The sequence below is a fragment of the Desulfobotulus mexicanus genome (genome assembly GCF_006175995.1).
GTDB lineage: Bacteria > Desulfobacterota > Desulfobacteria > Desulfobacterales > ASO4-4 > Desulfobotulus > Desulfobotulus mexicanus.
On record NZ_VDMB01000002.1, the window covers coordinates 63,585 to 89,044 of the forward strand.

Below are 25,460 nucleotides of genomic sequence, written 5' to 3' on the forward strand. Positions count from 1 at the left end.
TGCAGGCCTGTGCGAAAGAAGCGGCAAATTGTCTGAGCAGCCACAAGGCAGCGTGCTTAAGCCTGCCATGGTAATCAAAAAGCTTATTCTGCCTATGGCGGGGAGTTTTTGCCGCTTCCGCACAGGGCAAGAAGCTCTAAGAATAAGATTGCGTCACGGGCAAATAGCCTGGGGCCTGTGCATTTGTCTTGCAGGTATGGTACTTGGAAAACTGTGCTAAACAGTTACGATTCTGTGAACAAGGAAAAGAGATAATATGCAGGCAAGATTAGAAATCACCCTGAAGCCGGAGCTGGAAGATGCCGAGGGCCTGGCCCTGCAGAAAAAGGTGAAGGATGTGTTCGGTATCGAACTGGATTCGGTTCGTTGTATAAGGATTCTTACCTTTGATGCTGAGCTGACGGAGGCGGAATGCATACTGGCCAGAGACCGGATTTTCTGTAATCCCGTGAGTCAGCAGGCTTCCTTTGAGCCGCTGGATCTGGATTTTGACGGCTGCATATGGGTGGGGTTCAGGCCCGGTGTCCGGGATAATGCCGGGGCTACGGCCATGGAAGCATTGTCCGATGTGCTGGGCCGCACCTTCGGGCCTGATGATACGGTGTATACTTCCAGACGCTACTGTATAAAGGGAAAAGGGCTGACGGAAAAGCTCATGGACCGCATTGCAGGTGAGCTTCTGGCCAATGATATTATTCAGCAGTGGAAGGTTTTTACTAAGGAAAGCTGGGATGTGAAAGAAGGAGTCGGGCTGATCCTTCCCAAGGTTCGTCTGAACCATGAACCCGAAGTCACCAACATTCCCATAGACAGTGATGCCTCCCTTCAGGCTGTAAGTCAGGCGAGAAATCTTGCCCTGAACCCCAATGACGTTCCTGTGATACGCAGGTATTTTCTCAATCCGGATACCTTGGCTCTGCGAAGGGAAAAGGGGCTGGAACAGCCAACTGACATAGAAATTGAATATATTGCCCAGGGCAGGAGTGACCATTGCAATCACAATACCTTCCGTGGACTTTTCCGGTACAGGGATGTGGAAACCGGTGAGCTTGAGGTCATCGATAACCTCTTCAAGACCTGCATACAGAATCCCACCCTTAAAATGCAGAAGGAAAAGGACTGGGTTGTTTCCGTTCTCTGGGACAATGCCGGTGCCGCCCGTTTTGATGACCAATGGAACTATGTCATTACAGGAGAAACCCACAATTCACCCTCCAACATGGAGGCCTATGGCGGTGCCATTACCGGTATTGTGGGCGTTTACAGAGATCCGCTTGGTACGGGTAAGGGTGCCCGTCTGATTATGGGCAGTTACGGTTTCTGTCTGGGTGATCTGGATTATGACGGTCCGCTGAAGCCTCGCCTGCATCCCCGCCGTATTCTGGATGGTGTGGTGGAAGGAGTGAGGGATGGTGGAAACAAGTCTGGCGTTCCCACGCCTTTTGGTCAGGTGACTTTCCATTCCGGTTATATGGGAAAATGCCTTGTCTTTGTGACGGCTCTGGGCATCATGCCAAAAACCGTGGCAGGTGTACCGGGCCATGAAAAGACCACCAGCCCCGGTGAACACATTATCATGTGCGGAGGCCGTGTGGGTAAGGACGGCATCCACGGTGTCACTGCTTCTTCGGAAACCTTCAGTGCCCATACGCCTGCAGGGCATGTACAGATCGGAGACCCCTATACCCAGAAGAAGATGCATGATTTTCTACTGGAGGCCAGGGATGCAGGTCTCATTGCCTTTATAACTGACAACGGCGGTGGGGGGCTTTCTTCTTCCATAGGGGAATCCGCCCGTTTTGCAGGTGGCTGTACCGTGGAACTGGATAAGGTGCCCCTGAAGTATGAGGGACTGGATCAGTGGGAAATCTGGGTGTCCGAGTCCCAGGAGCGGATGACCGTTTCCGTGAAACCGGAGCATCTTGAGACCTTTATGGCTCTTTCTGAAAAACATGCCGTGGAAAGTACCGTTATCGGTACCTATACGGATACGGGATATCTGGAAATCACCTGGAAGGGGAAAACCGTTGCCTGGATTCATATGGATCTTCTGGAAGAGGGTTTTCCCCAGTGGGAATTTGACTGTGAGTGGATTCCTCCGAAACTTAGGGGAATTTATGAGCCTGTCGTCGGTGCACCCTTGGATTATAATGGTCTTTTGAAAACCCTGCTTGCAAGGCCCAATATTGCCTCAAAGGAATGGATTGTCCGGCAGTATGACCATGAGGTGCAGGCAAATTCCGTTATCAAGCCCCTTGTGGGCAAAGAGAGGGATATTCCTTCGGATGCGGCGGTGATTCGTCCGGTTCTGGATTCCGAAAGGGGTATTGCCTTTACCCAGACCCTGCTTCCCACCTATTCTCAGATTGATGCCGGAGCCATGACAGCAGCGGTGATTGATGAGGCCGTACGCAGGCTTCTGGCCGTAGGTGGTGGACTTTCTGAAATGGGCGGTGTGGATAATTTCTGCTGGCCGGATATCCAGTATCATCCTGATAAAAATCCCGATGGCCGTTTCAAGGCTGCCCAATTGGTGCGCTCCTGCAAGACTTTGCAGGCCATGTGTGAGGCCTATCAGATTCCCCTTCTCTCGGGTAAGGATTCCATGTATGTGGATGGTCATCTGCAGGGGCCTTTCGGAGAAACCCGTAAGGTATCCGGTCTGGAGACCCTGCAGTTTTCCGCAACTGCCATGGTTGAGAATGTCTGGCTTTGCCAGAGCATGGATGTGAAAAATCCCGGAGACCGGCTTTATCTCTTAGGAGAAACGGCCAATGAGCTGGGTGGTTCGGAATATTATGAATGGATGGGCTATGTGGGACTTAATGTGCCTGAGGTTTATCCTGAGATTTTTCTGCCCCTGTATCAGGCCCTTGAAAAGGCCATTAAAAATGAGCTTGTGAACAGTGCCCATGCCCTTGCCCGGGGGGGGCTGGGTGTACACCTTGCCCTTGTTGCCATGGCAGGATGCCGTGGTCTCAATGTGGATCTTGGGCGGGTGAAAATAAGGGGGGAGATTCCTTTGGAGCGGGAGGACATTCTTCTTTTCTCCGAATCCTGTGGTCGTATGCTGGTGACAGTGCCCAGGGAAAAGGAAAAGACCTTTACGGAACTCTTTGATGGCTTTCCCTGTGTATGTATCGGGGAAGTTATGGAAAATGACATTCTGCGCATATGCGGGCGGCAGGGAAAAGAGCTGGTTAACACCTGTGTGGCAGACCTCAAACAAAGCTTTAAACAGCCTTTCGGAGATCGGATATGACAAGGCAGGTAAAGGTTCTGGTTCTGACGGGCTATGGCCTCAATTGTGATATGGAAACGGCCCATGCCTTTGAAATGGCAGGCGCTGCCCCTGAGAGGGTACACATCAACAGCCTGATCGGCGGAGATGAGCGTCTGGAAGATTATCAGATTCTTGTTTTTGGTGGCGGATTCAGCTGGGGGGATGATCATGGTGCCGGTGTGGTACAGGCCGTGCGTATTATGACCGGCCTTGGAGATCGTATCCGGCGTTTTATTGCCGAAGGCAACCTTGTCATGGGCATATGCAACGGTTTTCAGACTCTGGTCAATACAGGGCTTCTGCCTGGTTTTGACGGGGACTACACCCGCAGGGAAGTGGCACTTTTGCATAATGACTGCGGGAATTTCCGGGATCAGTGGGTGGATCTTTCCGTGAATCAGGCAAGCCCCTGTATTTTTACCAGGGGAATGGATTATCTGCCTTTGCCAGTACGCCATGGAGAGGGTAAGTTCTATGCGGCTCCTGAAGTTATTGACAGGCTTGAGAACTCAGGTCAGGTGGTCCTGCGCTATGCAGGAAGGGAAGGCAGTCCTGCCCGTGGTGCATTTCCCTTGAATCCCAATGGTGCGGTGAATGATATTGCAGGCATCTGTGATCCCACGGGCAGGGTTTTTGGACTCATGCCCCATCCGGAAGCCTTTACCCATTTTACACATCATCCGGACTGGACAAGGCTGAAGGCTGAAGGCTGTGTTTTACAGGAAAAAGATCTGCCGGGTTTAAATATATTCAGGAATGCCGTGGCTTTTTTTAAAAAATAAGGCAGTATTTTTAATACCAGCCTTGACAAATGAGCTGAAAATTGATTCAAAACGAAGATAAATAAAGATTCTAACCCCATCAGAAAAGAAAAAGGAGAAAGACAATGGAGTTTCTTCCCATTAAGCCCAGTGTGCTGAATGCCCTTGTTTGGCTGGCTCTGGTTCTTACTGTTCTTGGTCTCAACGCAGGTATTGGTACGGCAGAGGGTGCCCGGTATCTTCTGGGTGGTGTATTTTTGGGTTTTCCCGCTTATTTTGCCAATATTCTCTGGATTGAAGGCTTTGCCCGGGGCAATCATTAATTTTTGATTTTTCTGTGTGATGTAACGAAAGCCTTTCCGCAGCCTTGTGGAAAGGCTTTTTTTTTGCGTAAGGTGTTTTTTGGTCTGATCTGCCAGCATGGTAGCTGTAATGAAATTTAAAAGAGGGAAAGATGATGAGCCAGCTTCGTTTTGATGTGGTTTTTCAGGGCCGTCTGATGGACGGGCACAAGCCTGAGGATGTGGCGGATCGTCTCTCCCGCATGTTCGGTCTTCCTTTACAGACAGCAGAAAATCTTATCCAAAGTCCGAGGGTGGTTTTGAAAAGGGGCCTGACGGAGGAGGCAGCAGCAGATTATGTCAATGCCCTGCGCAAAGCGGGTATGGAGGTGGTTCTTGAGCCTTTGCTGGATCAGGGACTGGATGCAGAAGTTCTGCCTCCTCCGGATGCGGGAAGGGGTGGAACAGGCGGTGGAGACGATGCCAGTGCTCCTGACGGGAAGCAGGAGGTCCTGCAGCGTCTTCCCTTTTCCTTCCATGGCAGCGGGGCTGAGTATTTCCGTATCTGGATTGTTAATCTTCTTCTGTCCATACTGACCCTTGGAATATATTCCGCCTGGGCTAAGGTGAGGCGCAGGCGTTATTTTTATATGAATACTCACCTTGATAAAAAGGGATTTGCCTATCTTGCGGACCCTGTGAAAATTCTCATCGGCCGCATTGTTGTGGTTGCTGTCTTTGCGGTTTATTCGTTTACATCCAGCCTGAATTCTTTCATAGCCATTGGCTTTGCAGTTTTATTTCTGTTTTTTTTCCCATGGATCATTGTCCGGTCCCTGGCATTCAATGCTAGGAATTCCAGCTACCGGAACATCCGCTTTGCATTTCATGGCAGGGTCTGGGGGGCGGCCAAAGCCTATATCCTGTGGCCCCTTGCGGGTATTCTGACCCTGGGACTTTTGTGGCCCTTTGTTGTGTTTCAGCAGCATCGTTTTCTTATAGCTGGCAGCTCTTACGGAAGCACCCGTTTTTCCTTCCATGCTGCGGTCCGTGATTATTACCGGATGTTTCTTTCTCTGACCCTGCCCCTTTTCATAATGCTATGTGTCTTTGCAGGTATTTTATTTGTTTTGTATTCTATGGTTAAGACTATCTTTATTCCGGGAGGAATGTTTTTTTTCTCGTCTCTGTTCATTTTTCTTTTCATGGCATTTTTGTATCTTTTTTTTATGTCATGGTATGCGGTAAAGACTACCAATATTTTTTATGGCGCAGCTCTTCTTTCCGGGCATGGTTTTGAGGCGGATCTTAAGGTTTTTGAGTATATGATCATCCTTGGTGTGAATACTCTGCTGACTGTTCTAACCCTTGGGTTTTTTCATCCCTGGGCAAAGGTAAGGATTGCACGCTACAAGGCAGATCATATGGCTTTTCTTGCCGCCGGATCTCTGGAACATTTTCTTGCGGGAGAAGAAAAGCGTGTGGCTTCTCTGGGTGAGGAAGCTGCTGATTTTATGGATTTTGATTTTGGAGTATAATGAACATTTCCGGCTTGTTCTATGATGGCAGAAGTTCTGCGGCAAAAATTGCCCGTCTTGTTTATCTGCCTGAGACGGAGCGTATCCGTATGGAAGATGCTGAGGGTAACTCCATGGCAGAAGCTCATATTTCGGAGCTTGTATTTGCACCGCATATGGGCAGAGTTCACAGGAGTTTTAACTTGCCCTGTGGCGGCCTTTTTGAAACAGAGGAACATGGGGCCATGGATGCTCTTCAGGTATCCATGAAAAATGGAGCATTCTGGCGTTTTGTGCATATGCTGGAATCCCGCTGGATCTGGGTATGCCTTGCTCTGCTATTTGTAATGGCGACGGTTTTTCTGTCTTTTCGATATGGTGCGCCCCTGCTTGCAAGGGAAATTGCCCTGCGTCTGCCGCCGGGTGTCCTGCATAGTGCCGGAGAAAATACCCTGAAAACTCTGGACCGGATGGTTTTTTCACCTTCCGATTTATCTTTTGAAAAACAGGAAAAAATTATAAATGAATTCAAAGATCTTTGGGATGCCCATCCAGACTTTCAGCTTTATTTCCGGAAAGGCGGACAGCTTGGTGCCAATGCCTTTGCACTTCCTGGAAATATGATTGTTGTTAGCGATGAACTGATCCGGCTTGCGGAAGATAATCCTGATGGCCTGGAGGCTGTGCTTGCCCATGAAATTGGACATGGTGTTCATCAGCATGCCGCAAGGCGGGTGATTCAGGACAGTATGCTTGCTTTTCTTCTGATGGGCTTAGCCGGGGATGGCAGCGGCGTTGCAGAACTTTTTATGGGGTTGCCGGTGCTGGTAACGGAGATGGCCTACTCAAGGGCCTTTGAGCGGGAAGCGGATGCCTATGCCATGGAGTGGCTGGCTTTTCAGGGAAAAGATGCGGAGGGCTTTGCCCGTCTGCTGGTTCGTTTGCATGAAGAAGGGGGCAGGTCGGATAAGGAGAGCCGTTGGCAGGGCTGGCTATCCACACATCCGCTTCTGGAAGAACGTTTGGAAGCCATGGGTTTTGCTTTACCCTGATAAGGATTGAGATATTTCAGGGGTGGCGGATATTATCCGCCTGCTGCCAGGCATTAGGCACCCTTCACCATGTAGATTCAATGGAAAAGCCTCCGGCAAGCAAGCTTGCGGAGGCTTTTTAAGCGTATCCACCGTATGGCTATCCGGTTTTTCAGGTCTGGATGAATTCGGTTTTTTCCAGTGCCAGCTCAATATGAAATTTTTTTCCGTCCACATGGAAAACCATGCGGCGGTTGTCTCTGTAATCGCAGTCCAGAATCAGGGTTATGGCTGAGTTAAGGGCCAGGGCTTTGGGCTGACCACAGAAACTTGAGAGCTGAAATTTGTCTTCCACTGTACGCATGAGAAGCCCCATGATCTGATTGGTCATCTCTCCTATGCTGTCCGCTACCTCGTTGGAGGTGTAATCCCTTGCAAGCTCATCCTCGGGAATTCCCATACGGGTCATGTATTTGCTGTAGAGTTCCATGGAGGCACCTGCAGAAAAATTCATGACCACAAGGCCGTTGTAGTCTCCCGTAAACTGCACAAAGCAGCCAATTTCTGGCTTCATGGTAACTTTTGGGATTTCCTGAAAGGTTGTGGAGTATTTGATGGGAAGTTTTGTGCTGGATTCCAGCACATGGCGGGTCGCTTTGCAGAGTATGAGGGCTATCTGATCAATGGTGGAAAGATTTTTTTCCGTATCCATACAAGGATTTCCTTTCCCTGGTTTTGTGAGGACTGGTCTCTGTCTGAATCCTGTTTTAACAGATGAACTGAATCCTTAAGGTAAAAGTTAAATGTAGGGGATCATAACGTAAGAAGGCATGGGTTTCCAAGGAAAAACAGGAAAAAGAAAAATATAGCAGTATTTTTTGAATGTTTTCAGAACCTGTGGGTGGCTGCTAAAATTTTTAGCGTATAAAAAAAGGTCCGCAGCATGGCCGGACCTGAGGCACTGTCTGTCCTTCCCGGCAAGGGGAGGACAGACAGGCATATCAACCGGATGAAGATGTGCAATCCCATCAGGTTTTTGTTCTGGTACTATTTGCCTCTTTTTTTCTTCAGCTCTTCCACTTCTTTACGAATATCTTCCATAACGGACACAGGTACCTGACGGTAGGTGGCAAATTCCATGGTAAACTGGGCCTTGCCCTGGGTGCCGGAACGGAGAATTGTGGAGTAGCCGAACATTTCAGCCAAAGGAACCTGTGCCTCAATGATGGACATGGGGCCTTCATCTGAAGAACCTACAATCATGCCCCTGCGCTGGTTTATGGTTCCCATGACATTGCCCTGGAACTCGTTAGGTGTTTCCACAACCACCTTCATGATGGGCTCCAGCACCGTAGGTTTGGCTTTTGCGTAGCCTTCAAGGAAGGCACCGCGGGCAGCAGCCTGGAAAGCCATTTCAGAGGAGTCCACCGCATGGGAGGCACCGTCATTGATGACAACCCGGACACCGGTAACGGGGAATTCCAGGGATGGACCCTTGGTCATGCAGGCTTTAAAACCTTTTTCACAGGCTGGAATGAAGTTGGTGGGAATGGCACCACCGGTGACATTGTTTACAAATTCAAATTCACCGTCTTCAAGGGGCTCCATATAACCGGCAACACGACCATACTGGCCGGAACCACCGGTCTGTTTTCTGTGGGTATAGTTGAATTCGGCTTTCTGCAGGATGGTTTCACGGTAGGCAACGCGGGGCTTGCCAGTTTCTACTTCCGCCTTGTATTCCCGCTTCATGCGCTCCACGTATACTTCCAGATGAAGCTCGCCCATGCCCTCGATGATGGTTTCGTTGGTTTCATCATCCACAAAGGTGTTGAAGGTGGGGTCTTCCTTGGTGAAGCGGTTCAGGGCTTTTGACATGTTGATCTGTGCCTTGTTGTCCTTGGGAATAATGGACAGGGAGATAACAGGCTTGGGAACAAACATGGAGGTCAGGGAAACGTTGACGGAAGGATCGGCAAAGGTGTCTCCGGAAGCACAGTCTACGCCGAAAATGGCGCCGATCATGCCGGCTGGAACCTTGTCGATTTCTTCCATCTGATCCGCATGCATACGCACAAGACGGCCCACCTTGATTTTTTTACCGGTACGCACATTGATAACCGTGGAACCTTTTTCCAGTATGCCCTGATAGACACGCAGATAGGTCAGCTGACCATAGGCACCGTCTTCCAGTTTAAAGGCCAGGGCCACAACGGGTTTTTCCGTTTCAGATGCAAGAACAATGGGTTCTTCCGCATTGTCGAGGTCAAGGGCCTCATTTCTGACATCGGGAGGCGCAGGCAGAAGGGCAGTGACGGCATCCAGAAGGAGCTGAACACCTTTGTTTTTATAAGCAGAACCCATAAATACAGGAGTCATCTGACGCAGCAGGGTGCCCTGACGGATGGCATCCATCAGCATTTCATTGGTGACTTCGCCTTCTTCAAGAATGACTTCGGTCAGTTCATCGGAAAAAAGGGAGGCCGCATCAATGAGTTCTTCACGTTTCTGTTTTGCTTTTTCCAGAAGATCCGCAGGGATTTCTTCCTCACGGATGTCATCGCCATTGTCACCATCAAAATAGAAAGCCTTCATGGTGATGAGATCCACAACACCTATGTGGTCGTTTTCAAGGCCTATGGGAATCTGCATGGACCAGGCATTGTGCCCCAGTTTTTCCCTGAGCTGTGAGATGACACGGTCGGGACTGGCACCGGTGCGGTCACATTTGTTTACAAAGGCGATGCAGGGTACGTTGTAGCGTTTCATCTGCTGGTCCACCGTAATGGACTGGGACTGAACGCCGCCAACGGAGCAGAGAACAAGGATGGCACCATCTAGAACCCGGAGAGAACGTTCCACTTCAATGGTGAAGTCCACATGGCCCGGTGTGTCAATGAGGTTGATGTCGTGGCCCTTCCACTCACAGAAGGTGGCTGCTGAGGCAATGGTGATACCACGTTCACGCTCCAGTTCCATGGAGTCCATGGTGGCACCCACACCGTCTTTACCTTTGACGTCATGGATAGCGTGAATTCTTTTGGTAAAGTACAGAATGCGCTCGGAAAGGGTGGTCTTACCGGAGTCAATGTGGGCGCTGATGCCGATGTTCCGGACTTTCTGGATATCGTATTTCATTTTTACCGAATCCTTGAAAAACAAAAAATAAGGTTGTTTGATCATGGTGTCTGCCCATCAGGCATAACCATAATCGAAATTTGTGGCCAGGATACAGTTGTTCTGTTTGGATTCCATTAAAGATGATCCGGAATGAAACAAAGAAACCTGACACGAAAGCGGCAATTTAAGAACCGCCCGTACCGAAATCTTCATGCCGGTCTTGAGGGGGGGTTCGGAACCATAAAAAAATCATCGTCCTCCCTTTTAAGAGCTTTAAGGAGAAAGATGACCTTAAAACAAAATCAGTGTATTTTAATTGCAATATTCTGTTGTGTCAAATATTTTTTCATTCAGGTCACCCGCAGCACTTCGGCAATGGTGGTAAGACCTTCCCTGATTTTCCTGATACCGTCTTTACGCAGGGTGATCATTCCAGCTCTCACAGCTGCATTCTGGATGGGATTGGAGTCCGATGTTTTTAATACCAGCTTTTTCAGGGTACTGTCCATCTCCATGATCTCGTAAATGCTCATGCGGCCCTTGTATCCTGACTGCAAACAGGCAGGGCATCCTCTGGGCTGATAAAGCTCATGCCCCCTGAGACATTCCGCATCCGGCCCCAGGGTATCAATTTCCTCGGGAAGGGGCTGATAGGCAGCCTTGCACTCCGGGCAGAGGATACGCACCAGACGCTGGGCCATAACCGCCTTGACGGCCGAAGCAATGAGAAAGGGTTCAATACCTATATCCACAAGGCGGGTAATGGCACTGGCCGAATCATTGGTATGCAGGGTGGAAAAAACCAGATGCCCTGTCAGGGCAGACTGCACTGCTATTTCAGCTGTTTCCTGATCCCGGATTTCCCCGACAAGAATCACATCCGGATCCTGACGCACAATGGAGCGCAGACCCTTGGCAAAGGTAAGCCCTATTTTAGGATTCACCTGAATCTGACCTATGCCGGAAATCCGGTATTCCACAGGATCCTCAATGGTTACAATATTTACATCCTCGCGGTTGATTTCTGCCAGGGCTGCATACAGGGTAGTTGTTTTGCCGCTCCCCGTGGGACCGGTAACCAGAATTATACCGTTGGGAAGATGGATGAGGCGGTTGAGGGCAGCATAGGTATCCTCTGACATGCCGAAATCCGAAAGGCCAAGCAGGGTGTTGGCCTTGTTGAGCAGACGTAAGACCACCCTTTCACCGAATGCCGTGGGAACCGTGGAGATACGTACATCCACGGACTGTCCCCCGATTTTCACCTCCAGACGGCCATCCTGGGGCAATCGCTTTTCAGCAATATTGAGTTTTGCCATGATTTTAATTCGGGAAGCCAGCGGTGACTGCATCCATTTGGCAGGTCGCATCAGCTCATAAAGCATACCGTCCATACGGTAACGGATCACAAAACGGTCCTGATATGGCTCAATGTGAATATCCGAGGCATTGGCTTTAACGGCCTGAGCGATTATATGGTTCACCAGCTTGATAATAGGGGCATCATTGTTGTCATCGAGAAGGTCTGCAGCTTCTTCAATCTCGCTAAGTATGGATTCTCCGGATTCTTCATCCAGATTCTGGGCCAGCTCTTCCACAGATCCCCTGGTCTCATCATAGGCCCGGTTGATGGCGGCAAGGATGCGGGCTTTAGGGGCCAGCACCGGAGAAAGGGGACCAATACCCAGAAGGGGGCATAGATCACCTGCTGCCTCAAGGGATGCAGGGTCATGCATGGCAACCTTCTTCTCATGTATAAGGGGAAGAAGCAGGTGCCGTTTTAAAAATTGAATGGGGATCTTTCGTGCAAATTCCATTTCTCCTGTATCCAGCTCCGGTTGCCGAAGAAATGGAATACCAAAGGCAGCGGAAACCGCCATGAGCACAGCTTCTTCATCTCCGGCCCGGTTTTTCAGCAGGCCCTCCACCAGCCCTTCTTCAGTCTGATGCAGAAGATCTGTGACAAGCTCCCTGCGGCATCCCAGGGAAAGTGCCAGTTTTTCCACCAGAGACTCACGCATCAGAACTTCCTTCACCTTCTCCGGTTTCGGGTGCTGAGCTCTCAGCTGGTGCAGGCTCCTTGGGCATCGGCATGGGTGGCGGCATTGTTTTGTTTTTCTGATTCTTTTCGTAAAGGGGAATAACCGTGGGGGAGAGTTCATTGATAGTCTCCAGCCGGTCTCCTGTAAGACGATTACCATCCTCTACGGTACGGATGATATGGGGAGTGATAAAAACAAAGAGATTGGTTTTTTCCTGCTCTCTCCCCCTGCTGCTGAAAAGCATGCGAAGCCCGGGAATATCTCCCAGACAGGGAACCTTGTATGTGGATTCTGAAAAACTGTCATCAATTAAACCACCTATGACAACGGTATTGCGATCCCGTACCAGTACCGTTGTATCAATGCTGCGCTTAAGGGTGGTGGGCAGTTCGTTGAGATTTCCTGCGGCAGAGAGAAGTCTTGTCACTTCCTGGGAAATATCCAGGCGGATCAGTCCTTCCTTGCTGATCTGCGGCGTAATTTTCAACTGCACGCCTACATCTTTGTATTCATAATTGTTGTAGGTATTGTCACCGGTGGCGGATCTGATCAGGTAGGGGATATTCCTGCCCACGGTGATGCTGGCCTCCCTGTTATCAAGGGTGGTGATCTGGGGCGTAGCTAAAATGTGGGAATTTCTGTCTGAGGCAAAGGCCTGAATAACAGCACCAAGATTGGGAAAGGATATTTCCCTGCCACCGGACTTCAGAACAAGGGGGGCTGCGGCCACACCTACGGAAAAACCGCTGGGCAGCATGCCCGTTTTTGCCATGCCAAGGGTGCTGGACCAGGCAGAGGTCCCGCCGGTTCCTGAAAAACCGCCACCAAAGGCCGCATCGGCATTACCTTTGGAAAAGGTGTCTCCTGCTGCCCACTCCGTACCCAGTCCAAAGGTACTGCTGACGGCAACTTCCACAATCAGAGCCTCAATCAGCACCATGGCCCGCGGAATATCCAGGCGGTTTATAACATCGGCCAGTACCGCATGGTCCCCCTGATTGGCCATGATCACAAGACTGTTGGTGGCCTGATCCGAAGTTACGGTGACATTGGAAGAGACCACAGTCTCAGTTCCACCAGCTGTTGTGCTGCCTGCTGCTCCTCCTCTGCCCACCATGCTCTGGAGTACTTTGGCAAGGTCTTCGGATACGGCATTTTCAAGGTAATACACATGGACCCTGCCCCGGCCCTTGGGCAGGGCACTGTCCAGCTTTTCCACAAGGGGCACCACCCGTTCCAGATCCACCATACTGGCCAGAATAATCAGCGTATTGGTCCTTTTATCAGCAACAAATTTCACAGTATCTTCAGTGACACTCCTGCCTTCCTCCCGGCGGGTCTGACGGAATACGGCTTCAAGGGTACTGACCAGCTCTGCGGCATCAGCATGGGCCAGGGTAAGAATGCGGATCTCCCTGCCCTTGTCCCTCACATCAATATACTTTACAATTTCAAGGATTCTACGAATGTTGGATTCCACATCCGTCACGATTAGCATACGGCTGGAGGCATAGGACAGGAGTACGCTGGTTTTGGAAACAAGGGGGGCAAAGAGCCTGCGCAGCTCTTCGGGTTCTGCGTACTGCAGGGGAATGATCTGGGTGATCAGGCGATCGCTGTCCGTCAGCCAGGCATCTCCGAAATTGGTGTGCATTGCTTTGGTCCGGGCATCGGGCTGGGTTACAACTTTATAAATACCTCCCGAGGGCATGGCTGCAAAGCCGTGGACATCCAGCACGGATTCAAAAATGTCCCAAGCTTCATCCACACTCACCGCCCCCGGAGAAACAATGGTGATCTTGCCCCTCACACGGTTATCAATTACAAAGTTTTTGCCTGTAACTTCGCTGATGTATTTTATAAAAACAGTGATCTCCACATCGTTGAAATCAATGTTTACCTGCCTGCTTTCACCATAAACCGGAAAGGTTGCCGCAAAAAAAAGCAGCAGACAGAAAAAAGGCATCAAAAGGCATCGGGCTTTTAAAAATTTTACTGGCGTCAGAATCATCCGCTGTGGCTCTCCATTGGCGGGCAAGGTGCCCGTCAGTTTCTGATGGTATAGGAAAGGGTCTGGGGCGCACCCCTGCGTTCCACCTGAAGGGAAACGGAAGTGGCATTTCTCAGTTGCTCATAAAAGGTCAGGGCATCATCCACAGACTGGATATCCCTGCCATTGACTCCCTTGATCACATCGCCGTTTTCAAGGCCCAGCTCCCGGAAAATGGAATCCGAACGCAGGCGGTCCACCCGCAGACCCGCAGGTTTTCCATCCTCAAAATTGGGACGAATCCGTATCTGGCGCATGAGAGTATTGATATCCTGCATGGATTCATCAATCATCTGTCTTGAAATTTCCTGGGTTGCAGCTCCGGAAAAAGCCGGCTGGCGTATTTCCGGATCCACACTCCGCTGTCCTTCCTCGGGGTCCATTTCCAGGACCTCGTCCTGGCCCCTGCGGGTCAGCACTACCTTCTGCCGGAAAATCATGCGGACCGTGGCATCCTGAATTTTATCCCCCACACGGTAGAGTTCCTGCACTCTTTTTGTTGTATCTTCAATAACGGCAAAGGCTTGCCTGCTGTTTTCAGAAGCAATGGTGCCCCACAACTTTAAACGAAGGCTGGTACGTTTGAGTGCATCCAGATCAATGGCAGGGGCTTCTTCTTCCTTTTTCGTTGCAAGGGTACCGAAAAGATTTTTTTCATAAATTACGGCATAGGCGGCCGCATCTTTCCGGGAATGCTCCCGCCCCGGCCGAAGTATTTCCGCAGAATCCGGAGTTAGAGTTTCAGACAGTTCCGTTCGGGCATGGAGCTTTTCAGACAGCATACCGTATCCCAGAGATACCGCAGCATAGGCGCCTATGGGAACCAGCAGAAGGTTCCATAAAAAAAAGAGATATTTTGCCATAGAGCCTCTAAAGCCGTATGCCCGCAAGGGTAAGTTGCGGACTTTCAAGGGTTCCTGCAATGCGAACGGGTATTTCCCGCTGACCTGCAAACCTGCTGACCATGGGACCAATTCCCCCCATGCGGGTCAGCTGCTGTAAAAAGACCGAATCCGGACGAATACCCCCGGAAAGATTGAGACGGCCGGATGGTCCCAGAACTCCGGTGATGCTTCCTGCAAGATGCAGGGTACCGAAACTTCCTGAAACCAGAATGTTTTCTATTTCCAGACGTCCTTTTTCCAACTGGCTTTCAAGTTGAACCGAGTTTAAACGTATAGCTGGAAATTCACCCATGGGAAAATCCACAAGCAGATCCCCGCCGCTGATGTCCAGATTTCCCCGTACTCCAAGTTTTTCTTCCACAGGCTCCCAGATGAAACGCCCGGATACCCGTCCCTGTACTCCGAAGGGAAGCGGCTGTGGAGAAAGGGCCAGAAGGGCATCCATATCCAGGTTGGAAAGCTGCATCTGCCCTCTGGCCTCAAGGGGAGAAGACATGGGCATGCGCATGACAGCAGAAATATCACCTCCGAGGGTACGAAGACTGAGTTTTCCCCCTGCCTGTCCCCTGAAAAAGGCAGTAAAGGAAGGACTCAGATCTGCTTTTTCCGCCTTGAGACTGAAACCTTTTCTGCCCTCAATGGTGCTGTTTCCCATGGAAATTTTCAAAGGAAAAACCAGGGAAAGACTACTTACCTGAAACACCACGCCTGTTCTTTTGTGCAGCTCTTTTTCCGCGAATATGCGTAAGGCATCCGCCGGAAACAGCAGATAGACAAAAAAAAGTACTGTTCCAAGAATATAGAATAGCCATGCGCTCAGCTTTAAAAAGGACTTCATTTACTCAGGCACCCCTCATCCGGCAATGGTCTGGGCATTGAGAACAACGGAAAGGGTGGCAGGCTCCCTTCCGCCCTTCCGTGTAATGGACAGGGAGCGGATCTGAATATTTTCGCGTGCGGTTTCCAGGCGGAAAAGAAGGCGGGTGAGATCCGTCATACTTACATCTTCCAGCCGCATCTCCACTACGGAAAACCGCATTCCCGTTGTCCGGTCTTCGCTGCTGCCCGGTTTCATGGAAGCAATGTTTCTTTTCACCCCGGTTTCTCCGGCTACACGCTCCAGAAATCCAAAAAGGGTAAAATCCTGCTGCCGGGCGGCAAGGGTTTCTGCAGCCCCCTGATCACTGCCCTGCAGATTGCGGTAACGCAGGCTAAGGGCCTGAAGTTCTTCCAGGGTTTCACTTTTAACGCTTATGCTGCGGTCCAGACGGTTGCGCCAGTCCCGCACAGGTGAAAAGATCATCAGGTCCATCAGCATGACCAGTACCAGCACACCGGCTGCCATGAGAATTTTATTTTCCCTTGTGGAAAATGAAAACGGAAATGAAAACATGGTCTCCTATCGTAAATCCACCCGTAGATTAAAATGAATTCTGCCTTCTTCCTGATCCGCAGCAGCCCGTGTAATGGTTACCCCGGAAAAAAGGGCATGGGCTGAAAGCCGGTTTTTAAGGCCATCAACATTATTATAGGTATCGGTATCACCGGAAAGGGTCAAGTGATCCCCTGTAATGGCAAGGCGGGAGAAATTCATGGGTGCTCCCTCGGGAGCACCTTCGGTCAGGGCTTTCAGAATATCCACCATACGATGGTCTCCGGAACCACTTGCAGCAAAGGCCGATGCCTTTTCAAGGTCACCAAGATGGGTTCGCATCTGATGCAGAGGATCCACAATACGGGTTACACCGGGAAGGGTGGTGGTAAAGACTCTGCGGATCTCCGCATCCAGCCGCTGATCTGTCTTATTTAACCTTTGTATATCCAGAAAAACATGGGCAACCAGAACAAGCAGAACAAAAAAGGTGGAAAAACCGGATATGGCAAGAGACTTTCCATGGGCAGCAAAAAAATGATCCCAGCGCCAGCCCCTTTCCCGAAAACGCAGCCCGGCTTTTTTGCGGGAGCCTGTAAAGGCGGCCAGTACCCCGCGCAGGCCCCCATAATCTTCCGTCAGAAGCCCCTGAGGGTCAGGACCTTTGACCGAATCAGGATCAGGGCATTTTACGGTGATGCCTGTTTTTTCCGCAAGCGGCCCTTCAAGGGACAGAGCCTGTGGCCCGACAAGGCGTAGAAACTCAGGTGTATGATCCGGAAAACGCAATGTCCCCAGCTCAGTCAGGGCTGAAAACACCGCATCAATAAAAGGCTCTTCTCCCTGTTGTGCAGAGGGAAGCAGCCGGACACCAAGGGGCCTGTCTCCGTCCATGAGGAGCAGGGCTCCACGGGTATCCACAAAGGCCCAGCTGCCGGTCTGTCCCTCCATAAGGGCCATTGCCCTGGCCGCAGCCAGATGGGATACATCAAGGGAGGATACAAAAAATCCGGCATCCCCAAGGACCCGGATCAGATGTTCATGGCGTGTATTTTCCAGTGCAAGGGCGAAAACCTCAGTACTGCCGGCCATCTTAGATGTTTCAAGAAAATGAACCTCAAAGGCTTCCGGGGAAATCCCCAGGCCGCCTCCCATTTCCATGGGCAGAATCTGAGCAATTTTCCCTGCGCCCCGAAAGGGCAACCGCATATTCCGGGCCATAAAGTCCCATACCGGCAGATACAGCTGCACCTCACCCTTTTCCGCCTCTACAGTCTCCAGCACATGTAAAGCCGCAGATTCCAGGGACTCATCTTCTCCGGGAACACGAAAGGCGGTTTTGCCAAGACAGATGCGGCCTCCCTTTTCACGAACAAAGGAGAAGGCTCTTACGCCATGATCAGCGATTTCTAATGCAAGAAAGGCATGGGACATAAAAAAACAAACCCCGTTCTTAAACTCTATCGATACGAGAAGGCTGTCACCTCAGGCCCGGACAAGGCACACAGGCCAAGAAGCTCCCGAATAAGATTGCGTCATGAGCAAATGGCCTTTGTGCCTGATATCAAGAGAACCTGTTATAATTAGCATACACCTGTTCAAAAAAACCATGCAGGGAAAGCTGAATAAAGAATAATTCTTATAAATCATTCTTCAGACCAGCGCAATATCCTGCAGAAATAACGACCGGATTCCTCATTCTTTTCCCGGCGTACCACGGCAGTGATTTCAACCTCACTGCCCGATTGGCTGGCACGGGAAACAATACGGAAAATGTCACTTCTTCTGGTAATCAGATTTTCCGCAAGGGGGACGTCCTCACATCCTGCACAACGTCTGTACCATTCTCCTTCAAGATCATTGACGTAAATCCCTTCACTTTTTTCATCCCGGAAAGCCTGAATCTCTTCTGCCATGTGCAGGCTTGAGGTCTCCGTAATCAGGGTGGCAATCACCTCCAGAGGGGCCGTGTTAATGTTGATACGACCATCCACCTCCACCCGCCTGCCGGAACGGGTTTCCACTCCCCAGATGGTCATGAAACGGCTAAGACCCTCAGCCCCGCCCACCTTTGCCCACAGCTCAGGAGTTATGCCCCGCACCCGCTGCAGTTCCGATAAATCCGTAAATGGACCGTTGCGGGGGCCATAGGGTGGATCAAGGGTGGCATAATAATCGGCCTCGGCACCATCAAGCCCTGTGATGCGGTCATCATCTCCGGAGTCCAGCCAGTCAATAAGAGGATTGATAATGGAGCTGGGTCGCATGCCAATGAGACTGTCATCGTTGAGGATCAGGGCCGTCAGAAAACGATCCCAGAGCTTCACCTGATCCCCATTGACCTCATTGGGTCGATGCACAAGGGCATTCACCTGAATTTTTGACAGTTCATCCTCTATATAAATCTCAGGCAATGGTGACAGACCCGTAGCGGCCAGTGCCATGTGCAGGGCTTCGGGATCATTCCATATGTCCTGAAGGGAATCGCTATCCGTCAGCTCCCTGTCCCTTGCCAGAATGGCCATGGCCACTTCCACACCACCTGAAGCAGCGGCTCTGGCCTGCATTTTGTCCCCGGTTTTCCGTGCGGCAAAAGCTGTGTCCCCCATCTGCCGGTGCAGAGCCGTCACCAGTGCCACCAGCACCAGCATCATGCTCAAAACGGCCACAAGGGCCATGCCGGAAGATTTCTGTATCATAAATCTCCCTGGGATTCCCGCCATACGGGAATGCTTATTTCTGTTTCCATGGGCTTTGCATCAGCTCCCTTTCCCGTTTCCAGCCGCACCCGCACCGCTCTGGGAGTAGCCCAGCCGTAGCGGTTGCTTTCCGAATCCCATTCCCTGTGCCATTCTCCCTTTTCATCCAGAAAATCCAGGGTAAACTTTTGGATATTTTCACTTACCAGAAAACGCAGTACCTCCGTACGCTCGTGATCCGGATAGGGATGGATATGGTCACTGCGGTAAAGGGCAAGGCTCCCGTCCTTTTTCTCTCCAATGGTGTAGGATATAAGGGTAACCCCCTTCAGGGTCGATCCGAAAAGTGAAAGATGGGCATCTGCTGTAAAACGGACTCCTGAAAAACGCCCATTGCCAAAGCTTTCTTCCCAGGCTTCAAAACGAAAAGGATCCGGTTCATCTTCAAAGAGTTCCGGTTTTCTGTAGGCAGGTGGCAGGGAAACGCTGGTGGAAGAAAAATCCCTTTCAAGCCATACCACTGTTCTGCGGGCTTCTTCCAGATTTTTCAGCATGGGCCCCATGGCCTGATCTGTTCCGGCAAGGGCGGAAAAGGATGCGTAGGAAGCTCCCATGACTATGGCAAGGATCACAATGGCAACCATGATTTCCATGAGGGTGAATCCAGCTTCGGATTTTTTTCCAGTCAGAAATTTTAACTTTATTTTCATGGAAGAACCCCCCTCAGGGTTTCAAGGCGGAAGAGGAGAGTCTTGTGTCTTAGTATGCGCACATCCACAAAAAACAGATATCGGCTCTCCTCTTCGGCAACCATGCCGGCAGCGAGGCCCGGTGCGGGCGTAACGGAAGCCTGCCAGGAAAGATCCGGAAAACGCTCAAAGTTTCCCTGAAGGGAGGCAGGGTCAGGAAGCTCTCTGGAAATGCTGCTGAGGACTTCGGCAGCCAGATATGGAGCCAGAATATCCGCACTGGAACGATCCAGCATGGTTATGCTCCGGGCATGGAGACTCAGGACCGCTGTCAGCACAATGGCAAGGATGCTCAGGGCAATCATCACCTCAAGTAGGGTAAAGCCCTTCTGTCCATGTTCATTCATGGTCCCAGCCCTCGGGGAAAATGAAACCGTCCACAACCTCCACCCTCATAATAAGCGGATGCATGATCAGGGTTCTGCGTCCCCGGACACCGTCTATCCAGAAAAAAACAGGGTCTGAGTATCCTTCGGGATAAAAGCCGATCTCCCGGGTTTCAGGAAAATCCTTTCCCGCCCGCCGCATGGTCTGCACACCAAAACTGTCGGGAAAGTCAAAGATATCTCCTTCTCCGCCCGTTCCCTGCATACTCCGGCCATCGGCAGCCAGCACTAAAGTTATTTCCTCTTTTTTTTCATAAGCCTGTTTTCCGCTATTCTCAAGCATCACAATAAAACGCTCCACGGCTCGTCTATGCTGATCCGCCTCCATGGATGTGCGTATTCTTGGAAAACTGACGGAAAGGATCACAGCCATCAGAGCCATGACCACAACAAGCTCCATCAGTGTAAAGCCTGAAAATTTTGAGGTATTTTCCAAATCAGTCCTTTTCCCATGAAGTGATATCCGCATTGGCACCTTCGCCTCCGGCCACGCCATCGGCACCATAGGAAATAATGTCGTATTCTTCATGGATGCCGGGAGAAAGATAGATATAGGCATTACCCCAGGGATCAAGGGGAATCCTGCGACTTTCCAGATAACCGCCTTCACGCCATCTCTCCGAGGCGGAATCCGGCTTTCGCACCAGTGCTTCCAGACCTTCTTCCGTGGTGGGATAACGGCCATTATCCAGCCGGTAAAGCCTCAGTGCGGTCTCAAAGGAAGCAATATCCATCTCCGCTTTCACCTGTCTTGCATCATCGGTTCTTCCCAGAAGCTTGGGAGCAATCCAGCCCGCAAGAATCCCCAGTATGACAATTACTACCATCACTTCAATGAGGGTAAAACCCTTCTGTGAGATATTGCCCTTCATTTGTCCTCCGTGAAAAAGTCTGTTTTCTGCCATATCAGGCCAGATTATCCTTACGCCCATGTGTACGTAAAAAAAAAACAAAAGGCAACGCCACCTTGACCAGGTACCTTCCCTTTGTTAAAAAATAACAGAGTACACCGGTTTTGGATTTTTCCCAAACCGGTTTTTTCATTGCTGCCCGTTAAGCATCCTCAACAGGAAAAGAAAGGTTCTGCCATGGAACAGACACTGGCCCTGATCAAACCCGATGCCGTTACCAAAGGCAGTATGGGTGCCATTCTCCAGCGCATGGAAAAAGAAAATTTCCGGATATCTGCCATGAAAATGCTTCAGCTTTCCCGGAAGGAAGCTGCAGCCTTTTACCATGTTCACCGGGAAAAAGGCTTTTTTGACAGCCTTGTGGATTTCATGACCTCAGGTCCTCTGGTGGCCCTTGTGCTGGAAAGGGAAAATGCCATTTCTCACTGGCGCAGTGTCATGGGTGCCACAGACTACAGAAAAGCAGAAGAAGGTACCATCAGAAAAGAATTTGCCACTGCCCTTGAACGTAATGCCGTACATGGCTCAGATGCAGAGGATACGGCAAAAGAAGAAATAAGCTTTTTCTTCAGCAAGAGGGAGCAGGTCTGATCATGGATGACCAGATCATGGACAGTACTTTAAGCAATAAAGTTCGCATTGTTCTCTGCCGGCCAAAGTTTTCTGAAAATATAGGTGCTTCTGCCAGAGCCATGAAGAATATGGGATTTTCCCGGCTTGTGGTGGTAACGGAAGAAAAGCCTGAGATGGAAAGGGTGTACCGTATGGCAACCCATGCGGCAAGGGATGTCATCGATTCCATGGAATTCCATGAAAATGTAATGGATGCGGTTTCCGATGCCGGGTATGTGGTGGGTACTACGGCAAGGCTTGGCAGAAACCGGAAAAGGAGCCTGCTTACTCCCCTGCAGCTGGCGGAACAGGTCTGCCTCACAGCGCCTGAAAATGAAATAGCCATTCTCTTTGGTTCCGAAGACCGTGGACTTGAAAATGATGACCTGCGGCTCTGTCACGCTTTTGTAAATATTCCCACAGCGGATTTTTCATCTCTAAACCTGGCCCAGGCCGTCATGGTAATTACCCACACCCTCTTTTCCTACAAAGCCCCGGAACGGCAGGAACCCCTGCCTAAACTCGCCACACGCCAAGAACTGGAAGACCTTTACCGACACATGCAGGAAGTGCTCATTCGCATTGACTTCATGCGACCGGACAATCCGGATTACTGGCTGGATAACTTCCGCCACCTCATCTCCCGCATGCCCCTCAGATCCAGAGAAGTGCGTATGCTCAGGGGTATCTGCCGCCAGATTCAGTGGTATGGGGAAGATTCCTATGGAAAAGGCATAAAAGAAGCCGAAAAAGCCCGCTGAGTTTTCAGGCATCTTCATTCATAAAAATTATTTGCCCCGCTTCCGGACTGAGAGGGCCGGATTTTTGGGGGAAAGGTTTCAGGAAGCAAAACGCCCCGCACCGAAAGATGCAGGGGCTTTTTTTATCGATCAGTGCCGGGGTTTGCGTTGCAAGGGGCGGAGCTGCCACGGAAAAGCGACCTGTTCTGCCGTCACTTTATCACTGATGCCTATGATCAGCCGTTTCTTTTTTTATTGATGTTGCGGATTAAAAAGATTTCTGGGAAATGTCTGTGGGGCTTGTCAGGGGTGGATGGGTGGGATAAGAAATAAGGATATTTTTTTAAAAGGTGCAGTGGGGTTTGTGGGTAGCATAATTTATCAGTCTGTATACTTTATTTAATTTTATCAGGTGGCAGTTGAGTCTGTCGGAAGGAAACAAGCTTCTGTATGAACGATCTCATGGCAAAGAACCCTGGTGATATAGATGAAACTATCCGGCGTGTGCTTGAGCGGAACCGGCTGGCTGTGCTGGCTACTCAGCGTGAAGGTCAGCCTCACGCCAGCCTGATGGCCTTTACGCCGCTGGAGGGCTTGCGCTTCCTTGCCTTTGCGACCTACCGTGATACACTCAAGTACGAGAGCATCCAGCAGGACCGAAGGGTGGCTATTCTTGTGGAGGATCGAGAGAGAGATGACAGTCAGCCCGGCAGGCGGATTGTTCTTACAGCGCTTGGTGAAGCTGTCGAGACTCCCGAAGAGGAGCGTCAGGCAAATATTGCGACGCACTTAGCACGTCACCCTGACCTTCAAGGATTTCTCAGTTCACCTGAGTGTGAGTTTATACGTGTGGCTGTTCAGGCCTATCAGGTGGTGAGCGGCGTTGACGATGTCCGCTGGTACCAGATTGATTGAGTCTTTTTTTAGTTGTTTTAAGAAGTATCAAATCCAAAAAGGAGGTTTCCATGAATCAGCAGGTATCCCCCCATGTTCTGCCCGTTCTTCCCTATGCAGACAATGCACTGGATCCGGTGATCACGGCCAGCACCATTGGATTCCATTACGGAAAGCATCACAGGGCCTATGTGGATAATCTGAACAGGCTCATTGCCGGTACGGAATATGCTGATATGTCTTTGGAAGACATTATTAAAGCGACATCCGGCAAGGCAGACAGGGCCGGAATTTTCAACAATGCCGCCCAGATATGGAATCATACCTTTTACTGGAAAAGCCTCAGCCCTAATGGCGGTGGCGAACCCCCTGCAGCTTTGAAGCAGAAAATGGAAGCGGAATTTGGCAGTGTGGAAGTCTGCAAGACAGCGTTTTCCGAAGCAGCCCTTACACAGTTTGGCAGCGGATGGGCCTGGCTTGTAATGGATGGGGATAGCCTGAAGGTCGTCAAAACAGCTAATGCGGATCTTCCGCTGACTACAGGTCTCAAACCTCTTCTGACCCTTGATGTATGGGAACATGCCTATTATCTGGATTATCAGAACAGAAGGCCTGATTATGTGAAGGCCGTTCTTGAGAAGCTTGTTAACTGGGAGTTTGCCCTTGAAAATGCTTTCTGAGAAAACCGTTTTTAAACTGCGGCCAGTGGTTTCAGTCAGGCGGGATAGCTGTGTCCTGCCTGACTGCTGTCATGGAACCTGCTGTGCGTTATGCTGTCGGGCCGGATCGGAGGATGATTTATTTTGAAAAAACAAGTATTTAAATATATTGCGATGTTGAGCTTTGTTATATTCTTCGTATCCGGCTGTGCCCTGCTGCAGGATGCAGGGGTATGGCAGCAGCCCGAGGTCCGCGTTACGGACATGCGCCTGACGGGCCTTACCATGCATGGTGCAAGCCTTGGTCTGGAGATTGAGGTCTTTAACCCTAATCCATACAGTATTCATCTGGGGGCACTGGATTACTCCCTTGACATTCAGGAAGCACGGGTGATTTCCGGTAAACAGACAGAAGGTAACCGTCTTGATGCCGGGCAACGGCGAAAGCTGGTGTTGCCGCTGGAGCTTGAGTTTGGTGAGCTGGCAAAGCTTGTGCAGAATTTTAAGGATATGAAAAGTTTCACCTGCCGTTTTGCAGGAGGCATGAGTTTTGAGATCCCTGTGGCAGGGATGATAAGGGTGCCCCTGAGTGCGGAGGCGGAAATACCTGTTCCCGAATTTCCGGGCATCCGTGTTGCGGGCATGAGTCTTGAGCACTTAAGTCTTGGCGGTGCGGAAATGAAGCTGCGACTGGCCATTAAAAATCCCAACAGCTTTACTCTTCTGCTGGAACACTTCAATTATTCACTTGCTTTGAATGGCAGTCCTGTTGCAGAAGGTCAGGTTGATCGTAAAATGGCATGGGATGCCGGTATGGAAGAGGAGCTGGAAATCCCCCTGCGCCTTTCATTCAGCGAAGCCGGGCTTGCCCTCTACAATGCATTGCGGCGCAGTGGCGAGCTGGATTATCGTTTCGGGTTTGAGAGCGAGATGGGAAGCAGTCTGCCTGTATTGAAAAACATTCCATTCAAAACAGAACAGCAGGGCAGGGTAGCCCTGACACGCTAGGATGTTGTTTGAATCCCCATAAAAAAAGGAATCCCAAAACACCGGGATTCCTTTATCTTTTTATGCTTTAAGTGGGGAGGGCAGTATCAGAAATCTGCCTTTAGCTCTTGTTTTTTTCCACTTGTCTAATGAAATATCACCGTTCGGTTGCCTTGGCCAAAACTCAGATCCCAGGCTTCTCTGGCAACTTTTCTCCAGTTTTTATAACGGAGAGCCTGAAGGCTTGGCACTTTTTCCTTGTATCCGGCAACGGCTGTGGGTGTTTCTACAGCTACGCCATGTGCTCTGGGATTGTCTGCCTTCCAGTGGGCCACCACATCCATTCTTTTTCTTCTTACTCTGGCCCTGTGATGTCTGCGTTCCGCCTGTCTTGTGCTTTTTTCCATGGTTGCTCCTTTCTTTAAATGACTAAGGGCATCCGGCTTTTCTTTAAAAGCCAA

The 25,460-nt window shown here is 50.4% G+C and carries 24 protein-coding genes; 10 read left to right on the forward strand and 14 right to left on the reverse strand.

All coding sequences use genetic code 11. From position 1 onward, the window contains the following. Window positions 1–256 precede the first annotated feature (256 nt). From FIM25_RS02260 to FIM25_RS02280, 5 genes are all read left to right on the forward strand, one after another. The gene (locus FIM25_RS02260; RefSeq protein WP_139445871.1) at window positions 257–3,262 is read left to right on the forward strand and encodes an AIR synthase-related protein; all 3,006 of its coding nucleotides are present in this window, start codon (window positions 257–259) and stop codon (window positions 3,260–3,262) included. After that, on the forward strand, window positions 3,259–4,065 hold the full coding sequence (gene purQ, locus FIM25_RS02265) for a phosphoribosylformylglycinamidine synthase I (protein ID WP_139445873.1): 807 nt from the start codon (window positions 3,259–3,261) through the stop codon (window positions 4,063–4,065). Before FIM25_RS02260 ends, purQ begins: the two co-directional genes overlap by 4 nt. A gap of 104 nt (window positions 4,066–4,169) precedes the next feature. Then, a complete protein-coding gene (locus FIM25_RS02270) occupies window positions 4,170–4,367 on the forward strand; it encodes a hypothetical protein (protein ID WP_139445876.1) in 198 nt (65 codons plus the stop codon). 131 nt (window positions 4,368–4,498) lie between these two features. After that, a complete protein-coding gene (locus FIM25_RS02275) occupies window positions 4,499–5,863 on the forward strand; it encodes a YjgN family protein (protein WP_139445879.1) in 1,365 nt (454 codons plus the stop codon). Continuing rightward, window positions 5,863–6,894, forward strand: a complete 1,032-nt coding sequence (locus tag FIM25_RS02280; RefSeq protein ID WP_139445881.1) for a M48 family metallopeptidase — start codon at window positions 5,863–5,865, stop codon at window positions 6,892–6,894. The genes FIM25_RS02275 and FIM25_RS02280 overlap by 1 nt, the downstream gene beginning before the upstream one ends. Window positions 6,895–7,045: 151 nt before the next feature. Here the strand turns inward: FIM25_RS02280 and FIM25_RS02285 are convergent, their stop codons facing one another. From FIM25_RS02285 to gspG, 13 genes are all read right to left on the reverse strand, one after another. Continuing rightward, window positions 7,046–7,585, reverse strand: a complete 540-nt coding sequence (locus FIM25_RS02285; RefSeq protein WP_139445883.1) for a DUF3334 family protein — start codon at window positions 7,583–7,585, stop codon at window positions 7,046–7,048. Window positions 7,586–7,920: 335 nt separating this feature from the next. Then, entirely contained in the window at window positions 7,921–10,011 is a 2,091-nt protein-coding gene (gene fusA, locus FIM25_RS02290) for an elongation factor G (protein WP_139445885.1), read from the reverse strand. Between the two features lie 332 nt (window positions 10,012–10,343). Then, complete coding sequence (gspE, locus tag FIM25_RS02295; protein ID WP_139445887.1) at window positions 10,344–12,014, reverse strand: type II secretion system ATPase GspE; 1,671 nt, start codon at window positions 12,012–12,014, stop codon at window positions 10,344–10,346. Next, window positions 12,007–14,046 carry a type II secretion system secretin GspD gene (gene gspD, locus FIM25_RS02300; protein ID WP_139445889.1) on the reverse strand — a complete coding sequence of 680 codons (2,040 nt, stop codon included), beginning with the start codon at window positions 14,044–14,046 and terminating at the stop codon, window positions 12,007–12,009. The genes gspE and gspD overlap by 8 nt, the downstream gene beginning before the upstream one ends. A 35-nt stretch (window positions 14,047–14,081) precedes the next feature. Continuing rightward, the gene (gene gspC, locus FIM25_RS02305; protein WP_139445891.1) at window positions 14,082–14,948 is read right to left on the reverse strand and encodes a type II secretion system protein GspC; all 867 of its coding nucleotides are present in this window, start codon (window positions 14,946–14,948) and stop codon (window positions 14,082–14,084) included. 7 nt (window positions 14,949–14,955) lie between these two features. After that, on the reverse strand, window positions 14,956–15,828 hold the full coding sequence (gspN, locus tag FIM25_RS02310; protein WP_139445893.1) for a type II secretion system protein GspN: 873 nt from the start codon (window positions 15,826–15,828) through the stop codon (window positions 14,956–14,958). A gap of 15 nt (window positions 15,829–15,843) precedes the next feature. Continuing rightward, window positions 15,844–16,383 carry a type II secretion system protein GspM gene (gspM, locus tag FIM25_RS02315; RefSeq protein WP_139445895.1) on the reverse strand — a complete coding sequence of 180 codons (540 nt, stop codon included), beginning with the start codon at window positions 16,381–16,383 and terminating at the stop codon, window positions 15,844–15,846. 6 nt (window positions 16,384–16,389) lie between these two features. After that, the gene (locus FIM25_RS02320; protein ID WP_139445897.1) at window positions 16,390–17,796 is read right to left on the reverse strand and encodes a PilN domain-containing protein; all 1,407 of its coding nucleotides are present in this window, start codon (window positions 17,794–17,796) and stop codon (window positions 16,390–16,392) included. 212 nt (window positions 17,797–18,008) lie between these two features. Continuing rightward, window positions 18,009–19,061: a type II secretion system minor pseudopilin gene (locus FIM25_RS02325; RefSeq protein WP_179953093.1), complete on the reverse strand. Its 1,053-nt coding sequence runs from the start codon at window positions 19,059–19,061 to the stop codon at window positions 18,009–18,011. Beyond that, window positions 19,058–19,771 (reverse strand): prepilin-type N-terminal cleavage/methylation domain-containing protein, encoded by a 714-nt coding sequence (locus FIM25_RS02330; protein ID WP_139445901.1) that lies wholly within the window; start codon window positions 19,769–19,771, stop codon window positions 19,058–19,060. Before FIM25_RS02330 ends, FIM25_RS02325 begins: the two co-directional genes overlap by 4 nt. Continuing rightward, window positions 19,768–20,157, reverse strand: coding sequence for a type IV pilus modification PilV family protein (locus FIM25_RS02335; protein WP_139445903.1), 390 nt, complete (start codon window positions 20,155–20,157; stop codon window positions 19,768–19,770). The genes FIM25_RS02330 and FIM25_RS02335 overlap by 4 nt, the downstream gene beginning before the upstream one ends. Next, window positions 20,150–20,632 (reverse strand): prepilin-type N-terminal cleavage/methylation domain-containing protein, encoded by a 483-nt coding sequence (locus tag FIM25_RS02340; RefSeq protein ID WP_179953094.1) that lies wholly within the window; start codon window positions 20,630–20,632, stop codon window positions 20,150–20,152. The genes FIM25_RS02335 and FIM25_RS02340 overlap by 8 nt, the downstream gene beginning before the upstream one ends. Window position 20,633: 1 nt before the next feature. Continuing rightward, entirely contained in the window at window positions 20,634–21,101 is a 468-nt protein-coding gene (gene gspG / locus FIM25_RS02345; RefSeq protein ID WP_139445907.1) for a type II secretion system major pseudopilin GspG, read from the reverse strand. A 183-nt stretch (window positions 21,102–21,284) separates the two neighbouring features. Here gspG and ndk point away from each other — a divergent pair, with 183 nt between their 5' ends. The 5 genes from ndk to FIM25_RS02370 all read left to right on the forward strand — a co-directional run bounded on the left by ndk (window position 21,285) and on the right by FIM25_RS02370 (window position 25,020). Continuing rightward, complete coding sequence (gene ndk / locus FIM25_RS02350) at window positions 21,285–21,698, forward strand: nucleoside-diphosphate kinase (RefSeq protein WP_139445909.1); 414 nt, start codon at window positions 21,285–21,287, stop codon at window positions 21,696–21,698. 2 nt (window positions 21,699–21,700) lie between these two features. After that, window positions 21,701–22,480 carry an RNA methyltransferase gene (locus FIM25_RS02355; RefSeq protein ID WP_139445911.1) on the forward strand — a complete coding sequence of 260 codons (780 nt, stop codon included), beginning with the start codon at window positions 21,701–21,703 and terminating at the stop codon, window positions 22,478–22,480. Window positions 22,481–22,909: 429 nt separating this feature from the next. Continuing rightward, window positions 22,910–23,374, forward strand: a complete 465-nt coding sequence (locus tag FIM25_RS02360; RefSeq protein WP_139445913.1) for a pyridoxamine 5'-phosphate oxidase family protein — start codon at window positions 22,910–22,912, stop codon at window positions 23,372–23,374. Between the two features lie 50 nt (window positions 23,375–23,424). Then, the gene (locus FIM25_RS02365; RefSeq protein WP_139445915.1) at window positions 23,425–24,033 is read left to right on the forward strand and encodes a superoxide dismutase; all 609 of its coding nucleotides are present in this window, start codon (window positions 23,425–23,427) and stop codon (window positions 24,031–24,033) included. Between the two features lie 123 nt (window positions 24,034–24,156). After that, window positions 24,157–25,020, forward strand: coding sequence for an LEA/WHy family protein (locus tag FIM25_RS02370; RefSeq protein WP_139445917.1), 864 nt, complete (start codon window positions 24,157–24,159; stop codon window positions 25,018–25,020). Between the two features lie 125 nt (window positions 25,021–25,145). Here FIM25_RS02370 and FIM25_RS02375 read toward each other — a convergent pair whose 3' ends face one another. Then, complete coding sequence (locus tag FIM25_RS02375) at window positions 25,146–25,406, reverse strand: hypothetical protein (RefSeq protein ID WP_139445918.1); 261 nt, start codon at window positions 25,404–25,406, stop codon at window positions 25,146–25,148. Between the last annotated feature and the right edge of the window lie 54 nt (window positions 25,407–25,460).

Bases quoted from the DNA above. Each gene is read 5' to 3' on its own strand.
- FIM25_RS02330 (WP_139445901.1), bottom strand. From the start codon at position 19,771: ATGAAAATAAAGTTAAAATTTCTGACTGGAAAAAAATCCGAAGCTGGA.
- FIM25_RS02275 (WP_139445879.1), top strand. From the start codon at position 4,499: ATGATGAGCCAGCTTCGTTTTGATGTGGTTTTTCAGGGCCGTCTGATG.
- ndk (WP_139445909.1), top strand. From the start codon at position 21,285: ATGGAACAGACACTGGCCCTGATCAAACCCGATGCCGTTACCAAAGGC.
- FIM25_RS02280 (WP_139445881.1), top strand. From the start codon at position 5,863: ATGAACATTTCCGGCTTGTTCTATGATGGCAGAAGTTCTGCGGCAAAA.
- fusA (WP_139445885.1), bottom strand. From the start codon at position 10,011: ATGAAATACGATATCCAGAAAGTCCGGAACATCGGCATCAGCGCCCAC.
- FIM25_RS02355 (WP_139445911.1), top strand. From the start codon at position 21,701: ATGGATGACCAGATCATGGACAGTACTTTAAGCAATAAAGTTCGCATT.
- gspE (WP_139445887.1), bottom strand. From the start codon at position 12,014: ATGCGTGAGTCTCTGGTGGAAAAACTGGCACTTTCCCTGGGATGCCGC.
- FIM25_RS02365 (WP_139445915.1), top strand. From the start codon at position 23,425: ATGAATCAGCAGGTATCCCCCCATGTTCTGCCCGTTCTTCCCTATGCA.
- FIM25_RS02320 (WP_139445897.1), bottom strand. From the start codon at position 17,796: ATGTCCCATGCCTTTCTTGCATTAGAAATCGCTGATCATGGCGTAAGA.
- gspG (WP_139445907.1), bottom strand. From the start codon at position 21,101: ATGGCAGAAAACAGACTTTTTCACGGAGGACAAATGAAGGGCAATATC.
- FIM25_RS02360 (WP_139445913.1), top strand. From the start codon at position 22,910: ATGAACGATCTCATGGCAAAGAACCCTGGTGATATAGATGAAACTATC.
- gspN (WP_139445893.1), bottom strand. From the start codon at position 15,828: ATGAAGTCCTTTTTAAAGCTGAGCGCATGGCTATTCTATATTCTTGGA.
- FIM25_RS02285 (WP_139445883.1), bottom strand. From the start codon at position 7,585: ATGGATACGGAAAAAAATCTTTCCACCATTGATCAGATAGCCCTCATA.
- purQ (WP_139445873.1), top strand. From the start codon at position 3,259: ATGACAAGGCAGGTAAAGGTTCTGGTTCTGACGGGCTATGGCCTCAAT.
- gspM (WP_139445895.1), bottom strand. From the start codon at position 16,383: ATGTTTTCATTTCCGTTTTCATTTTCCACAAGGGAAAATAAAATTCTC.
- gspC (WP_139445891.1), bottom strand. From the start codon at position 14,948: ATGGCAAAATATCTCTTTTTTTTATGGAACCTTCTGCTGGTTCCCATA.
- FIM25_RS02325 (WP_179953093.1), bottom strand. From the start codon at position 19,061: ATGATACAGAAATCTTCCGGCATGGCCCTTGTGGCCGTTTTGAGCATG.
- FIM25_RS02270 (WP_139445876.1), top strand. From the start codon at position 4,170: ATGGAGTTTCTTCCCATTAAGCCCAGTGTGCTGAATGCCCTTGTTTGG.
- FIM25_RS02335 (WP_139445903.1), bottom strand. From the start codon at position 20,157: ATGAATGAACATGGACAGAAGGGCTTTACCCTACTTGAGGTGATGATT.
- FIM25_RS02375 (WP_139445918.1), bottom strand. From the start codon at position 25,406: ATGGAAAAAAGCACAAGACAGGCGGAACGCAGACATCACAGGGCCAGA.
- FIM25_RS02260 (WP_139445871.1), top strand. From the start codon at position 257: ATGCAGGCAAGATTAGAAATCACCCTGAAGCCGGAGCTGGAAGATGCC.
- gspD (WP_139445889.1), bottom strand. From the start codon at position 14,046: ATGATTCTGACGCCAGTAAAATTTTTAAAAGCCCGATGCCTTTTGATG.